Below are 13845 nucleotides of genomic sequence, written 5' to 3' on the forward strand. Positions count from 1 at the left end.
ATCGCTTACACCTGCGCCTCGCAGGGGACGCAGAGCGAGAGGGTGACGGCGGAGTTGTCGGCGAACGGGGTGTGGGTGAAGGTGCCGCCGTGCGCGAGGGCGACACGCTGGCACAGCGCGAGCGCCCCGGCGACGCGCTTCGCGTCGCGCGCGCGCAGCATCTCGTGGCGGGCGAACGGTTCGAATGCGTGCGGCAGCGCGGGGTCGGCGAGGGCGTCGGCGTTCACGTCGCAGGTGACGTGCGTGACGCACAGCGCGCCGTCGCGCGTGCATGTGAGGGTCACGCGACTACCGGCGGCGCTGGCTTCGACGGCCGTCGTCAGCATCGTCCAGAACACCTGCGCGATGCGTTCGCGATCGGCGGTCAGCGACGGTTCGCCGTCGGGCAGCGTCGCGTCGATGGTCACCCGCCGCGCGTCGGCGAGCGCGAAGCGCACCAGCGCAAGCGTGTCGTCGAGCAGCGGGCGCAGCGCGAACGGCTGCACGGCGATCGCGAGTGTGCGCGTTGCGGCGCGCGGCGCGTCGAGCACGTCGTCGATCAGCGCGACCTGCTGGTCGATCCCTGCGCGGATGCCTGCGAGCGCGCGTTGCAGGTTCGGGTCGGCACCGGCGAGCTGGCGCTCGAGCACGTACGCCCAGCTGTGCATCGCGTTCAGCGGGCTGCGCAGGTCGTGCGATGCGGTGGACAGCGCCTGGTCGCGCAGGAACAGCGCGGCCTCGGCGGCATAGTGCGCTGCGCGTTCGCGCAGGAGGTCGGCGGCGGGATCGACGGAATTGGACGTCACGGAGCTGGCCTGTCGGAAGCGGTTGGCATGAAAAACACGCGAACCGCCATTATAGGGATCGCGCGTGTCACGCCGGCAGCGCGTCCTCGTCCTTTTTCCGGGCGTCGCCGTTCGGCAGCAGCTGGCAGGCGAGCAGGCCGGCCAGCATGAGCGCGCAGCCGACCAGCGCGCGCAGCGTCAGCGTCTCGCCGAGCGCGGCCCAGCCCGCGATGGCCGCGAACACGCCTTCCATGCTGAAGATCACGGCCGCGTGCGCGGGCGCCGCATCGCGCTGCGCGACGACCTGAAGCGTATAGCCGACGCCGACCGACAGCAGCCCGCCGTACAGCAGCGTCGGCAGCGCGCTGCGCAGCATCGCGACGCTGACCGGCTCGATCACGAGGCCGGCCGCGAGGCACAGCGCGCCGCACGCGACGAACTGCAGGAACGCGAGCACGAGCGGATCGTGCCGCTTCGCGAAATGGCCGACGGCCATCACGTGCGCGGCGATGATCACGGCGCCCGCGAGCTGGAACCAGTCGCCGTAGAGCACCGAGAAATGCTCGTCGATGCTGAGGAAGTACAGGCCGATCGCCGCGAGCAGCGCGCCGAACCACGTGCCGGCGCCGATCCGGTGGCGCGCGAACACACCCATCAGCGGCACGATCACGACGTACAGCGAGCTGATGAAGCCCGCGTTCGCGACTCGCGTGTACTGCAGGCCGAACTGCTGCAGCGAGATCGATACGGCGAGCAGCCCGCCGAGCGCGAGGCCCGGAGCGAGCAGCGCCGGCTCGCGCCGAATCGCCGCGAGCTGCGCGCGCGAGCCCGCGTTGCACGTCAGCAGCGGGATCAACACCAGTGCGCCGAGCAGGAAGCGCAGCCCCGTAAACAGAAACGGCCCGATCACGTCGAGGCTCAGCCGTTGCGCGACGAACGCCGAGCCCCAGATCGCGGCGGCGGCGAGCATCAGCAGGTTGGCACGGAGGTGCTTGCGGGCTTCGGGCTTCATCGGAATTCTTCGGAAGATTGCGAACGGCGGAACCGATCAGTTTACGCCGAGATTGCAAGGCTGTCGGAAAACCTTCGGAGTGCGGCCGCCGCGCGGGCGTCGCGCACGCGCGAATACAGCACGACCTGCGAGTGCGGCAGCGGTGGCAAGCCGAATTTCGCGCCGACGTCGACCAGCGTGCGCGGGGCGACGCGCCGCGCCAGCGGACAGACCGCGAGCCCGGCTGCGGCGGCCGCCGTGACCGCTGCGACGCCGCCGCCCGTAAAGCGCTCGCGCCACGGCCGTCCGGCATGCTCGAGTGCGCGCAGCGCGGCGGCCCGCACGCCGCACGGCCCGGCCAGCACCGCGAGCGGCAGCGGCTCGCCGGCGCGCGGCGTCCAGTCGGGCGCGGCGAGCCACGCGAGCGGTTCGGTAAATAGCAGCGTGCCGTCGTCGCGCGGAGGATCCTCGCCTGGTTCGTGCCGCACGATCGCCGCGTCGAGTCGCCTTTCGTCGTATTGCACGATCAGGCTCGCCGACGTGCCCAGGTGCATTTCCAGCGACAGCCCGGGATCCTGCCGGTGCAGGCTCGTCAGCACGGCCGGCAGGTCGGGCACCGCAACGTGTTCGCTGACGCCGAGCGACAGGCGGTGCGTGCCGGCCGAAATCGCGCCGAGCGCCTGATCGTGCGCGTCGAGCAGCGCGCGGGCGGCGGGCAGGAAGTTCTCGCCGTCAGCGGCCAGCTTGACGACACGCGGCGTGCGCGCGAGCAGCGGCTTGCCGAGGTGCGCTTCGAGCCGTTTCAGCTTCAGGCTGACGGCCGATTGCGTGGTGCCGAGCGCGTCGGCGGCGCGCGTGAAGCTCGCGAGATCGGCGACCAGCACGAACGCGCGCACCGCATCGAGGTCGAGGACTTTCATTTCAGACGTAAATGGATGAAATATTGATTGATGACTGTTAATTATAGTCAGGCGCACCTAACCTGACGTGGCGTTTCCATTTTTCAACGTCACCGAAAGGAGCAGGATCATGCCGTTCACCCGTATCGCAGTGCGCGAAGGCAAACCGGCCGCCTACCGTGCGGCGCTCGTCGACGGCGTGCATCGCGCGCTGATGCACACGTTCAACGTGCCCGAGGACGACATCTTCATGGTCGTGACCGAGCATTCGGCCGAGAACTTTGTGTTCGGCCGCCACTACCTCGACATCGAACGCAGCGACGATCTCGTGATGATCCAGATCACGGCGAACAACACGCGCACGCTCGAGCAGAAGCAGGCGCTGTACCGGACCATCGCCGAAAACCTCGCGCGGCAGCCCGGCGTGCGGCCGCAGGACGTATTCATCAGTCTCGTCGAAGTGCTGAAGGAGGACTGGTCGTTCGGCAACGGCATCGCGCAATACGTCGTCTGATACGTCGTTTGATGCGCGACAGGCGCGGCAGGGCCAGATCGTCTCCTGCGCGTTTTTGCGGCGTGTACTATGGAAGCTGCTTCACGGGCGACGCCGGCGCGGACGATGCGCCGGCGATTCTTCATGTGCAGGAGCCTCCATGTCGCGTGTGCTGGAAATCGTGTTGTGCCTGTCGCTGGAAGGTTGGCCGGTCAAGACGGGAAGCCGGGCCCGTGGCGAGCAGCGCGACTTCGGTGCCGAACTCGTCCGTGCTTGGCGGATCTGCCCGCAGGTGCGGATGCGGCGCGGCCAGGAGCGCGTGACGATCGAGCCGTGCCAGGTCGAGGAAGCCGAGACGAACCCCGGCGAGTGCTGGTGGACGTGGATCGAGTCGAACGCGCAGGGGCGCCGGGTCGTCGCGTCGCGCACGAAGGCATTCGCGCCCGGTGTCGTGGCGCGTGAGTTGTTCGATGCCGAGCATGCGGGCATCGTCGTGGCCACGCCGGTGTCGGTGCCGATCGCCGATTCGGAATCCGCGGAGGCCACGGGCGAGGGCGACCGCGTGACGGCCGGCGCCGTCGACGAAGCGGCGGTTGCCGCATCGTCGGCGTCGGCACCGCCGCGGCTCGTCAGCGAGCGGCGGCGCGGGCGCTGGGCGGACGACAGCGGCGTGGTGGTCGAGATGACGCTCGACGACATCACCCTGCACGGCGGCACCGAGCCGCCGCGCCGCCATGTCGAGCTGCGCCTCGCGGCACCCGACTGGGAAACCGCCGCCGCACGCACGGCGGCGCTGCGCGCGCTGTTTGCCGCCGCGCGCGAGCTCAGCGGCGCATGGCCCGCGTTCGTGCAGCTGACCAGCGTGATCGATCGCGCGTGCGCGGGCGAGCCTGCCGTCGCCGGGCCGGTCAAGGCGCAACTCGTCGACCTGACCGGCATCCGCACGCAGCGGGCAGCGCTGTTCGCGCTGTCGGGTGACATCGCCGCGCAATGGCTCGGCAACGAGGGCGGCGTGCTCGACCGCGACGATCCCGAATTCGTGCACCAGATGCGGGTCGCGCTGCGGCGGCTGCGTACGCTGATGCGCTTCTTCCCGCGTTTCGCGGACGATCAATGGCAGGACACGTTCGGCGTCGACTTGAGCTGGCTTGCGGCGCTGCTCGGCACGGTGCGCGACTGGGACGTGTTCTCGACCGAGAGCCTGCCCGCGCTGATCGCGGCCGACGGCGGCAGCGCGGACTGGGACGGCACGCTCGACGCCGCGCGTGTACAGGCGATGGCCGCGCGCGTCGAACTGCGCCAGGCGCTGCATTCGGCGCGCTATGCGCGACTGACGCTCGGGTGGCTCGAGTGGCTGAGCGGGCTTGCGCTACCGCCGACCGATGCCGACGACGATGCACCGTCGCTGCGGCGTCACGCAACCAAGCGCGTGCGGCGGCTGTTCGGTCACCTGTATGCATCGCCGTCGCTCACGTCGCTCGACACGGCCGCGCGGCACCAGGTGCGGATCGACACGAAGCGGCTGCGCTACGCGCTCGAATTCTTCGCGTCGCTGGCATCGCGCCGCACGCGCAACGAAACGGTCAAGACGCTCGCGCGCGTGCAGAGCGTGCTTGGCGAGGCGAACGACACGATCGTCGCGCTGCATCATCTCGAGCAACTGGCGGCGCCCGCTTACCAGCTGGGTTTCGTGCGCGGCTACGGCGCCGCGCTCGAGCAACGCGCGGCGAGGGACGCCGAGACGCTGCTCGCGAGCCTGCGCCCGCCGAAGCTGGATGGCAAGCCGCGTTGAGCGGCGCGCGCTCACTATAATGGCCCCCCGTTTTCTTCAGACAGACCGATGAGCGACGCGTCGCCTCCTTCCTCTTCTGCCGGACCGCTCGAGCTGGGCGGCGAACTGTGGCTGCGCGCGGGCGAGCAGACGCTCGGCGGCGCCACCCGCATCGCGCTGCTCGCGGCGATCGGCGACACCGGGTCGATCACGCGCGCGGCGAAGGCCGTCGGCCTCAGCTACAAGGCCGCGTGGGATGCGATCGATACGATGAACAACCTGGCCGGCGAGCCGCTCGTGACGCGCTCGACGGGCGGCAAGGGCGGCGGCGGCACGACGCTGACGCCGCGCGCAACGTCGCTGATCGCCGCGTTCCGCACGATCGAGCGCGAGCATCGCCGCTTCATCGACGCCGCGAGCGCGGCGGTGTCCGGTTTCGACGTCGACTGGGCACTGATCGGCCGGATCGGGATGAAGACGAGCGCGCGCAACCAGCTGTTCGGCAAGGTCGAGTCGATCGTGCGCGGCACGGTGAACGACGAGGTGACGCTCGTGCTGCCCGGCGGGCAGGTGATCGCCGCGGTGCTGACGCACGAAAGCGCCGATGCGCTCGGCCTGCGGCCGGGCGCGGATGCGTGCGCGCTCGTGAAGGCGTCGTGGGTCGTGCTGGCCGTCGACGACGAAGGCGGAGCCGAAGCGTCTCTGAAGGTATCCGCACGCAACCAGTTGCACGGGACGGTCGAAACCGTCGCGGCGGGCGCGGTGAACAGCGAGGTGACGCTGGCGCTCGACGGCGGCGGGACGCTCACGGCCGTGGTCACGAACGACAGCGTCGGGGCGCTGCAACTCGACGCCGGCCGGCGTGCGATCGCGCTGTTCAAGGCATCGAGCGTGATTCTCGCGGTGACGGGCTGATTGCGCGCGGCGGCGGTGTGGGCCGTTTCCGGCGATGACCGTGGGCGGGCGAGGCGAAACCGGCGCCGCCCAACGTACGCGAGGCGCCGGCTTCGATCCCGTTTTCAGCTTGTGCCGCCAGTGCGGCTTCTCTCAGGTCAAACGTGGCCGCTTGGGCCACCGCCTTCGCGCGATCAGGTGACGCGCGTCGGCCACTCGGCGTGCGGCGTGGCGGCCTGCACGCGTCCTTCGCTCAATTGCACGACCTGGTCGCCGAATGCGGCGACGTCGTCGGGGTCGTGCGTGATGAGCACCATCGGGATATCGAGCCGCGCCTGCAGTTCGGCGAGCTCGTGGCGCATGCGCTGGCGCATCGCGCCGTCGAGTGCCGCGAACGGTTCGTCGAGCAGCAGGATGCGCGGCTGCGCGACCAGTGCGCGGGCAAGCGCGACACGCTGCTTCTGTCCGCCCGACAGCTGCGACGGGAATTGCCCGGCGAGCGTGTCGAGTTCGAACGCATGCAGCCAGTACGCGACTTCGGGCGGCACGGTCTTCGCACGCGGATTGCGCAGGCCCGACGTGAGCCCGAACGCGATGTTCTGGCGCACGTTCAGGTGCGGAAACAGCGCATAGTCCTGGAACAGGTAGGCGACGCGGCGCGCACGGGTCGGCACGTCGATGCCGCGCGCGGAATCGAACAGCGGTTCGCCATTCAGCGCGATCGTGCCTTCGTCGGGCGACAGCAGGCCGGCGATCGCCTGCAGCGTCATGCTCTTGCCTGCGCCGGACGGCCCGAACAGCACCACGCGCTGCGTGGCGGCCGTGAACGACACGTCGAGTGTGAAGCGGCGCTCCGCATTCACGTAGGTCTTGCGGATGTCGACGGCGACGCTCATGCCGGTCTCCGTCGTGCCGCGCCGCGCGTGCGGGAAGCCGATCGCGCGACGGCAAGGCGTTTTGCCGCGACCCGTGAGGCGCGGCGGTACGGATGCGGCAGGCGCGTCATGTCAGCTGGCTCCGCCCGGCGCGCGACGGCACGAGCCAGCCGGTCGCGAGCAGCACGAGCACGCAGGTGATCGACGTCACCAGCACGAGGAAGTTGGCCGTGCTGTCGTCGCCGGCCTGCACCGCCGCATAGATCGCGACCGAAAGCGTCTGCGTGCGGCCGGGCAGGTTGCCGGCGATCATCAGCGTCGCGCCGAATTCGCCGAGCGCGCGCGCGAAGGCGAGCAGCGCACCGGCCAGGATGCCGCGCGTGGCGAGCGGCAGCGTCACGCGGAAGAACACCGCGGCTTCGCCGAGCCCGAGCGTGCGTGCCGCGCGCTCGAGATGCGGATCGACGCTTTCGAACGCCGTGCGCGCCGATTTGAGGATCAGCGGGAACGCGACGACCATCGATGCGATCACCGCGCCCTGCCACGTGAAGACGAGTTCGATGCCGAGCTTGTCGAGCCATGCGCCGAACACGCCGCGCCGGCCGAGCAGCACGAGCAGGTAATAGCCGAGCACCGTCGGCGGCAGCACGAGCGGCAGCGTCAGCAGCGAATCGACCACGTCGCGCATCGGCGAGCGCCAGCGCGCGAGCAGGAAGGCGGCGGCGACGCCGAGCACGATGTCGAGCGCGGTCGCCCAGCCGGCGACCTTCAGCGACAACAGCAGCGGCACCCAGGCGTCCTGCATCATGCTGCGCTCACTTGCCCGCGGGCTTGAAGCCGAACGTGGCCAGCACGGCCTGGCCCTGCGGCGACGCGACGAAGTCGATGAACGACTGCGCCTGTGCGGCATGGCGGCTGTCCTTGACCACCGCGATCGGATAGGTGATGGCCGTCTGCGTCGGCACGGTCAGCACCACCTTCACGCGGCCCGGCATGATCGCCGCGTCGGTGCCGAATACGAAGCCGGCGTCGACTTCGCCGCGTGCGACGTAATCGAGGCTCTGGCGCACGTTGGCGGCCAGCACGCCCTTCGCGCTGACGGCGTCCCATACGCCGGCCGCACGCAGCGCGCCTTCCGTGTAACGGCCGACCGGCACCGACGCCGGGTCGCCGTACGCGATGCGCTTCACGCCGGGCGCCGTCAGGTCGTTCAGCGACGTGGGCGCGGCGACGTGGCTGTCGGCCGGCACGATCATCACGAGCGAGTTCGCCGCGAAATCGCGGCGCGTACCCGGCACGATGACCTTTTCGCCGACCGCACGATCCATCGCCTTCTGGTCGGCCGATGCGAACACGTCGGCCGGCGCGCCCTTGGCGATCTGCTGCATCAGCACGTCCGACGCGCCAAAGTTGAACAGTACCTTGGTGTCCGGATGCTGCTTCTGATAAGCATCGCCGACGGCCTTGAACGCATTCGTCAGGCTTGCCGCCGCCGACACGACCAGCGCGTCGGCGGCGGAAGCCGGCCCGCTGAACGAGACGGCCGCGGCAAGCGCGGCGAGCGGCAGCAGGCGGAGCAGGGTGCGGCGAAGCGGGCGGACGGTTGAGCGCATGGACTGGTCGTTCGAATGGAATGGTTGGAACCGTAATCGTAATATAGGGCGGGTTATAACGCTCGACATACCGTTCATGCGACGGCGCGCATGAAATCTTCAGGCCTGAATGGCGACGGGAATGACGTGCGCGCGGCCCGTCACGCGTGCAGCAACGGCGGCGATCCGGTGCGGGGCAGCGACGACGGCTGCAATGCGGGCCGGTAGTGGGGATTGGCTTTCCAGCGGGCACGGACGAACGGCCGCTCGTGCCCCGACAGTTCCAGCGCGACCCTGGTGACCCAGCGATGCGACGGCACCGTGACGCCGTGCAGCGCGACGGTGACGAGCGCGAGGCTCACGACGACCGCCGGCACCGACCAGCGGTGCGGCACTGCGTGCCACGAGCCGGCGATGAATGCCAGCGCGGCGATCGCGCCGACGATGCAGCCGGTGATCGATTCGGACGGCGAATGCGCGTCGAGCGCGACGCGCGACACGCCGACCGCGATGCCGGCCGCGAGCCCGAGCGCGATGCCGGCGATCCGCACCGTCGTGCGCGTGCGGATCAGCGCGAGGAAGATCGCGACGGGATAGACCGACGTCGACAGCATCGCGTGGCCGCTGAATCCCGTGAAGTCCCATGCGCGGATCCCGACGCCCCAGCCGAGGAATGCGATCTTGGTGAGCGCGACGACCCCGATCGCGACGGCGAGCACGCCGAGCCACGCGGCCGCACGCTGCCACGAGTAGCCGAGCGCGAGCCACACGGCGATCGTGATCGCGAGCGGCAAGGTCAGTCCGGCGCCACCGAACGCGGTGATCGTGATCCACAGGTGAGAGGACAGGTCGAACATCGGGAGAGGAACGAGCAGAGGCGGGACGAATGCTTAAATCAACGCGCGAGCCGGAGAGAACGACTACAACGGATACAAGCAGCTAAACCCCAGTATAGCGCCGCGTATGCTCGGGGCCCGTTTTTTGCGCCGTGGGGGAACTATCCGCGTGCAGGAAAAATCCCATAAACAATGCTATGGTGCATTGCACAAAGTCGAACGATCCACCGAGTGTTGTATCCCTATTTTTCCTGAACGCGAGCTCGATCGATGACCAAAAGTCTGACGAAGGTATGGCTGGGCGGCATGAAACGTATGCTGTCTCCGGCCGCCAAACGAGCGGCACGTGATGCACAGCGTATCGCGCGCGATACGCTCGAGGCCGCCGCATCGCCCGCCGCAGCCGATCTGTCCCCGCCGCGAGAGTCGCGCGTGCGGCCGCGCGCGGCTGCATGGGCGGCCGGCGAGTGGACGCGCGGCGAGCATCCGATGGCGCCCGCGCTCGGTCGCCTGGTCCAGCAGCTCGCCTACGGGCTGTACGTTCCACCTGGCCGCCGGCGCGGTGCGATACCGCTCGTGGTGATGCTGCACGGCTGCCAGCAATCGGTCGACGAGTTCGCGCAGGGCACCCGGATGAACCTGCTGGCCGACAAGCATGGCTTCGCGGTGCTGTATCCGGAGCAGTCGCTGCGCGCGCACGCGCACGGCTGCTGGCACTGGTACGAAGACACCGACCGCGCGGGGCGCGGCGAGGCGGACGCGGCCGCCTCGCTCGTCGACGCCCTCGTCGACGAGCACGGCTTCGACGCATCGCGCGTCTATGTCGCCGGGCTGTCGGCCGGCGCGGGCCTGGCAGCACTGCTCGCGCTGCACCACCCGGATCGCTTCGCGGCTGTGGCGCTGCACTCGGGCCCCGCGCTCGGCGAGGCGAATTCCGGGATCAGCGCGATGGACGTGATGCGGCGCGGCCTGCGGCAGAACCCGGCCGCGGTGGTCGACACGCTGGTCGATGCGGGGGCGTATCCGGGCATGCCCGTGTTGATCGTGCAGGGCGACCGGGACCATGTCGTCGCGCCGAAGAATGCGGACCAGTTGATGGTGCAGTTCATGCGCCTGAACGGGCTCGCGGACAGCCGCGGCGCACTGCGCGGCGGCGAGCGTGTGGAAACGCGCGAGGCTGGCGCGCAGATCACTGACGTGCGTCGCGATGGCGAGTCGATCGTGCGGCTCTGTCACGTGAAAGGGCTCGATCATGCCTGGGCGGGCGGTGACGAAGCGGTGCCGTTTCATGCGGCGGTCGGTCCCGATGCGAGCGCGATGATCTGGTCATTTTTCGAAGAAAATCGGCGCACTGTGGCGACCGAACGACGCACCGTCTGATCGACGCTGGCCAAAGCCTAGGGTTTTCCCTATAATTCGGGAAAACCCTAGTCAAAGAACCTTTGGATTGCGAGATCAAACATGTACCTGCTGAGCCACCTCTTCCTGATGTTGACCAAGAACGCTGAAAAGGCCGCGAAAGAGCGCGCCGATGCCTATCTGGCCGAAGCAACCGACATCTACGATCTCGAATTCCGCATGCGCAAGATCGATCGCGAAGCGGCGATGAACCGTCCGTTCTCGTTCGGCTCGCGTTAAGCAGCGCAGCGCGGGCCGGCTCACCAGCCGGCCCGGCGAATCACGCAAAAGGGCGTGTGTGGCGAGCAGCCGCACACGCCCTTTTTGCATTCGGCGCCGCGCGTTGCGTCAGACGACCGTCAGGCGCACCGGCACGTTGTTGCGGGTCGCGTTCGAGTACGGGCACACGTGGTGCGCCTTGTCGACCAGCGCCTGTGCGTCGGCCTTGTCGAGCCCCGGCAGCGACACGCGCAGTTCGATGTCGAGCCCGAAGCCGCCGGCGTCGTTCGGGCCGATGCCCACTTCCGCGGTCACTTGCGTGTCGGCCGGCAGCGCCTGCTTGTTCTGGCCGGCGACGAACTTCATCGCGCTCAGGAAACAAGCCGAGTAACCTGCGGCAAACAGCTGCTCCGGGTTCGTACCTTCCGCGCCCGTACCGCCGAGCTCGCGCGGCGCGGCCAGCTTCACTTCCAGCTTGTTGTCGGCGGATACCGCGCGGCCGTCGCGGCCGCCCGTGCTGGTGGCGCTGGTCTTGTACAGAATGTTCATGGTGCAGCTCCTGTCGGAAGAATGGTAGGAAGCGGTCCGGTCGGACGGGGTGTCGCCGGCCACGGAAGAAATATAGAACACAAATGATTAGTGTGCAAATGAAATTTGAAGAAAAAGCCCGGCAGTGCCGGGCCTGTTTGAGATCGACGTGCCGTCAGCCTTCGTTGGCGGCCGACAGCGCGTTGCGTAATTGCTGGAGATCCGCGCGCAGCCTGACCAGGAACTCGGGCGTTTGCTGCATCGCGCAAAAGAGATCGGCTGGCACCGAGCGCGCCTTGAGCTTCAGCGCTCGGCCTTCCGTCGTCACGCGCACGTTCACGACGCGCTCGTCGGTCGCACTGCGCACGCGTTCGACGTAGCCGAGCGCCTCGAGCCGCTTCAGCAGCGGTGTGACGGTGGCCGGGTCGAGGTCGAGGCGGGCGGCGATATCCTTCACCGCGATATCGTCACGTTCCCACAGCACGAGCATCGCCAGATATTGGGGATAGGTCAGCGACAGCTTGTCGAGCAGCGGCTTGTACGCCTTCGTCATCGCATGCGAAGTCGAATAGAGCGCGAAGCACAGTTGCTCGTCGAGCGTCTGGGGCAGCGGGGGCAGGCGGTCCATGATTCGGGTGGCGCGGCGGACGCGCTAATGATTTGCATGCAAATCATTTTGCGCGCAACAGATTCGATTGAACAGGGGGCAGCGTGAAGGTTGGGGCGGCCGGCGGCGTGCGCCGGCCGAGTCTGCGTGAACGGCCCGACTCGACGGCCCGGCTCAACGGCCCGAGGCGGGCGTTGCGGCCCCTGGTTCCTGCACGCCGAAGCAGCCGCGATAGGTCGCATAGAACGAGCAGTACATCATCGTCACGATGATGATCGTCACCGGCATCATGATCGTCAGCACGTAGGCGCCGGCGCCGAGCGCCTGCAGCAGCAGCGACAGGCCGAACGACGTGCCGAGCGCAACGCCGAACCACAGCAGCCCGTACACCACGAATGCGCCGCGATTGCGCCAGCAACTGACGATGCTGAAGAACAGCGCCTTGGCGGGCGGGATGTCGTGCCACGCGGTCAGCACCGGCGCGAACCAGAACAACATCGCGACCGGCGCGTAGAGCAGCGTCGCCAGCAGCAGCGCGCCGAGCGTGCCTTGCGCGGCAAGCGCTTCCGGCGTCGGACTCGTTTCGCTCGTCGCGCCCAGCATCATGGTGAGCAGCCCGCCACCGTCCACGATGGACGATGCGGCGAACACCAGCACCATCAGCGCGACGTAGACCACGCCGAGCACGAGCAGACGCTGTGTCGTCACGGAGCCGTACGAGCGAAAGCCGTCGATGAGGATCGTCGGCATCACCGGCTTGCCGGCCACCGTGTCGCGGCACGCGGCCATGAAGCCGACGGCGATGCCGGGGATGAACAGCAGCGGCAGCGCCGCGCCGATGACGGGCACCATCGACACCAGCGTGATCGCCAGCAGGTACGTGAAAAACAGCGTGATGAACGCGAGCGGGTTCCGGCGGAACAGCCAGATGCCTTGACGGAACCAGACATAGCCCGCTTTCGCGGGCACTTCGATCAGTTGCATGCGGTATGGGTCTCGGGAAGCGCGGGCGTGTGGGCGATACGCTCACGAAGGATGCGTTCGAAATGACCGGGGTCGTGCGGTTTGAGCATTTCGGCCGCGCGCGGCAGGTAGAAGTCGTACAGGCGCGACACCCAGAAGCGGTACGCGCCCGCGCGCAGCATGTTGCTCCAGTGGCGGCGCTCCTCGGCCGTGAACGGCCGGACCGTCTGGTACGCGCGCAGCAGCGCGTCCGCGCGCGCGACGTCGAGCACGCCCGTCGCGAGGTCGACGCACCAGTCGTTGACGGTCACCGCGACGTCGAACAGCCATTTGTCGCAGCCCGCGAAATAGAAATCGAAGAAGCCGCCGAGCCGGATGTCGTGACCGGTGCCGGGCGCCGCGTGCGCGAACAGCACGTTGTCGCGGAACAGGTCGCAGTGGCACGGGCCGCTCGGCAGCGCCGCGTAGTCGTCCGACGAGAAGAACGCGGTCTGGTGCGCGAGTTCGTCCTCGAGCAGCGTGCGCTGCGCGTCGGAAATGAACGGCACGATCGCCGGCACGTTCTCCTGCCACCACGGCAGGCTGCGCAGGTTCGGCTGGTGGCGCGCATAGTCGCGCCCCGCGAGGTGCAGGCGCGCGAGCATCTGCCCGACTTCGATGCAGTGTTCGACCCCCGGTGCGAGTTCGGCGGCGCCGTCGAGCTTCGTGACGATCGCCGCCGGCTTGCCGTGCAGTTCGCCGAACAGCGCGCCGTCGTCGCGCGGGACCGGATCCGGCACCGGCACGCCGTGGCTGGCCAGATGGCGCATCAGGTCCAGGTAGAACGGCAGCTGTTCCGCCGTCAGCTTTTCGAAGATCGTCAGGACGTATTCGCCGCGCGTCGTCGTCAGGAAGAAGTTGCTGTTTTCGATGCCGGACGGAATGCCGCGGAACGCCAGCACGTCGCCCAGTTCGTAGTGGCGCATCCATTGCGCGAGATCGGAGTCGGAAACAGCGGTGAAAACGGCCATGCGAG

16 protein-coding genes are annotated in these 13845 nt (G+C 68.6%); 5 read left to right on the top strand and 11 right to left on the bottom strand.

Annotated features, from left to right (window positions below; genetic code table 11):
- Positions 1-5: 5 nt before the first annotated feature.
- The 3 genes from DIE11_RS01810 to DIE11_RS01820 form a co-directional block, all read right to left on the bottom strand.
- Positions 6-785: a sensor histidine kinase KdpD gene (locus DIE11_RS01810; RefSeq protein WP_124621140.1), complete on the bottom strand. Its 780-nt coding sequence runs from the start codon at positions 783-785 to the stop codon at positions 6-8.
- 67 nt (positions 786-852) lie between these two features.
- Positions 853-1776, bottom strand: a complete 924-nt coding sequence (locus DIE11_RS01815) for a DMT family transporter (RefSeq protein ID WP_124621142.1) — start codon at positions 1774-1776, stop codon at positions 853-855.
- A 41-nt stretch (positions 1777-1817) separates the two neighbouring features.
- Complete coding sequence (locus tag DIE11_RS01820) at positions 1818-2675, bottom strand: LysR family transcriptional regulator (RefSeq protein WP_124621144.1); 858 nt, start codon at positions 2673-2675, stop codon at positions 1818-1820.
- A 109-nt stretch (positions 2676-2784) separates the two neighbouring features.
- On the opposite strand from DIE11_RS01820, the gene DIE11_RS01825 reads away from it, so the two are divergent.
- The 3 genes from DIE11_RS01825 (at position 2785) to DIE11_RS01835 (ending at position 5833) form a co-directional block, all read left to right on the top strand.
- Complete coding sequence (locus DIE11_RS01825) at positions 2785-3168, top strand: tautomerase family protein (RefSeq protein ID WP_059531531.1); 384 nt, start codon at positions 2785-2787, stop codon at positions 3166-3168.
- A 139-nt stretch (positions 3169-3307) separates the two neighbouring features.
- Positions 3308-4939, top strand: coding sequence for a CHAD domain-containing protein (locus tag DIE11_RS01830; RefSeq protein WP_124621146.1), 1632 nt, complete (start codon positions 3308-3310; stop codon positions 4937-4939).
- Positions 4940-4987: 48 nt separating this feature from the next.
- Positions 4988-5833 (top strand): TOBE domain-containing protein, encoded by an 846-nt coding sequence (locus tag DIE11_RS01835; protein ID WP_124621148.1) that lies wholly within the window; start codon positions 4988-4990, stop codon positions 5831-5833.
- Positions 5834-6006: 173 nt separating this feature from the next.
- Here the strand turns inward: DIE11_RS01835 and DIE11_RS01840 are convergent, their stop codons facing one another.
- From DIE11_RS01840 to DIE11_RS01855, 4 genes are all read right to left on the bottom strand, one after another.
- Positions 6007-6708: a sulfate/molybdate ABC transporter ATP-binding protein gene (locus DIE11_RS01840; protein WP_124621150.1), complete on the bottom strand. Its 702-nt coding sequence runs from the start codon at positions 6706-6708 to the stop codon at positions 6007-6009.
- Positions 6709-6814: 106 nt separating this feature from the next.
- Complete coding sequence (gene modB, locus DIE11_RS01845; protein ID WP_059601856.1) at positions 6815-7492, bottom strand: molybdate ABC transporter permease subunit; 678 nt, start codon at positions 7490-7492, stop codon at positions 6815-6817.
- A 10-nt stretch (positions 7493-7502) separates the two neighbouring features.
- The gene (modA, locus tag DIE11_RS01850) at positions 7503-8300 is read right to left on the bottom strand and encodes a molybdate ABC transporter substrate-binding protein (protein WP_124621152.1); all 798 of its coding nucleotides are present in this window, start codon (positions 8298-8300) and stop codon (positions 7503-7505) included.
- A gap of 140 nt (positions 8301-8440) precedes the next feature.
- A complete protein-coding gene (locus DIE11_RS01855; RefSeq protein ID WP_124621154.1) occupies positions 8441-9136 on the bottom strand; it encodes a phosphatase PAP2 family protein in 696 nt (231 codons plus the stop codon).
- 249 nt (positions 9137-9385) lie between these two features.
- Between DIE11_RS01855 and DIE11_RS01860 the strand changes: the two genes are divergently transcribed.
- Both DIE11_RS01860 and DIE11_RS01865 read left to right on the top strand, forming a co-directional pair.
- On the top strand, positions 9386-10495 hold the full coding sequence (locus DIE11_RS01860) for a PHB depolymerase family esterase (RefSeq protein ID WP_124621155.1): 1110 nt from the start codon (positions 9386-9388) through the stop codon (positions 10493-10495).
- Positions 10496-10576: 81 nt separating this feature from the next.
- Positions 10577-10753, top strand: coding sequence for a DUF3563 family protein (locus tag DIE11_RS01865; RefSeq protein ID WP_069228557.1), 177 nt, complete (start codon positions 10577-10579; stop codon positions 10751-10753).
- A 108-nt stretch (positions 10754-10861) separates the two neighbouring features.
- On the opposite strand, the gene DIE11_RS01870 is transcribed toward DIE11_RS01865, so the two are convergent.
- From DIE11_RS01870 to DIE11_RS01885, 4 genes are all read right to left on the bottom strand, one after another.
- A complete protein-coding gene (locus tag DIE11_RS01870) occupies positions 10862-11281 on the bottom strand; it encodes an organic hydroperoxide resistance protein (protein WP_031399791.1) in 420 nt (139 codons plus the stop codon).
- 154 nt (positions 11282-11435) lie between these two features.
- The gene (locus DIE11_RS01875; RefSeq protein WP_059601701.1) at positions 11436-11888 is read right to left on the bottom strand and encodes a MarR family winged helix-turn-helix transcriptional regulator; all 453 of its coding nucleotides are present in this window, start codon (positions 11886-11888) and stop codon (positions 11436-11438) included.
- Between the two features lie 153 nt (positions 11889-12041).
- On the bottom strand, positions 12042-12851 hold the full coding sequence (locus DIE11_RS01880) for a BPSS1780 family membrane protein (RefSeq protein WP_059466514.1): 810 nt from the start codon (positions 12849-12851) through the stop codon (positions 12042-12044).
- Positions 12842-13840, bottom strand: coding sequence for a homoserine kinase (locus DIE11_RS01885; protein WP_124621157.1), 999 nt, complete (start codon positions 13838-13840; stop codon positions 12842-12844). Before DIE11_RS01885 ends, DIE11_RS01880 begins: the two co-directional genes overlap by 10 nt.
- Positions 13841-13845 lie beyond the last annotated feature (5 nt).

The organism is Burkholderia sp. Bp9012 (genome assembly GCF_003853825.1).
Lineage (GTDB): Bacteria > Pseudomonadota > Gammaproteobacteria > Burkholderiales > Burkholderiaceae > Burkholderia > Burkholderia diffusa.

What these genes read in the sequence shown, in the direction of transcription:
- DIE11_RS01815 (WP_124621142.1), bottom strand. Translation starts at nt 1,776, where the DNA reads ATGAAGCCCGAAGCCCGCAAGCACCTCCGTGCCAACCTGCTGATGCTC.
- DIE11_RS01820 (WP_124621144.1), bottom strand. Translation starts at nt 2,675, where the DNA reads ATGAAAGTCCTCGACCTCGATGCGGTGCGCGCGTTCGTGCTGGTCGCC.
- DIE11_RS01825 (WP_059531531.1), top strand. Translation starts at nt 2,785, where the DNA reads ATGCCGTTCACCCGTATCGCAGTGCGCGAAGGCAAACCGGCCGCCTAC.
- DIE11_RS01830 (WP_124621146.1), top strand. Translation starts at nt 3,308, where the DNA reads ATGTCGCGTGTGCTGGAAATCGTGTTGTGCCTGTCGCTGGAAGGTTGG.
- DIE11_RS01835 (WP_124621148.1), top strand. Translation starts at nt 4,988, where the DNA reads ATGAGCGACGCGTCGCCTCCTTCCTCTTCTGCCGGACCGCTCGAGCTG.
- DIE11_RS01840 (WP_124621150.1), bottom strand. Translation starts at nt 6,708, where the DNA reads ATGAGCGTCGCCGTCGACATCCGCAAGACCTACGTGAATGCGGAGCGC.
- modB (WP_059601856.1), bottom strand. Translation starts at nt 7,492, where the DNA reads ATGCAGGACGCCTGGGTGCCGCTGCTGTTGTCGCTGAAGGTCGCCGGC.
- modA (WP_124621152.1), bottom strand. Translation starts at nt 8,300, where the DNA reads ATGCGCTCAACCGTCCGCCCGCTTCGCCGCACCCTGCTCCGCCTGCTG.
- DIE11_RS01855 (WP_124621154.1), bottom strand. Translation starts at nt 9,136, where the DNA reads ATGTTCGACCTGTCCTCTCACCTGTGGATCACGATCACCGCGTTCGGT.
- DIE11_RS01860 (WP_124621155.1), top strand. Translation starts at nt 9,386, where the DNA reads ATGACCAAAAGTCTGACGAAGGTATGGCTGGGCGGCATGAAACGTATG.
- DIE11_RS01865 (WP_069228557.1), top strand. Translation starts at nt 10,577, where the DNA reads ATGTACCTGCTGAGCCACCTCTTCCTGATGTTGACCAAGAACGCTGAA.
- DIE11_RS01870 (WP_031399791.1), bottom strand. Translation starts at nt 11,281, where the DNA reads ATGAACATTCTGTACAAGACCAGCGCCACCAGCACGGGCGGCCGCGAC.
- DIE11_RS01875 (WP_059601701.1), bottom strand. Translation starts at nt 11,888, where the DNA reads ATGGACCGCCTGCCCCCGCTGCCCCAGACGCTCGACGAGCAACTGTGC.
- DIE11_RS01880 (WP_059466514.1), bottom strand. Translation starts at nt 12,851, where the DNA reads ATGCAACTGATCGAAGTGCCCGCGAAAGCGGGCTATGTCTGGTTCCGT.
- DIE11_RS01885 (WP_124621157.1), bottom strand. Translation starts at nt 13,840, where the DNA reads ATGGCCGTTTTCACCGCTGTTTCCGACTCCGATCTCGCGCAATGGATG.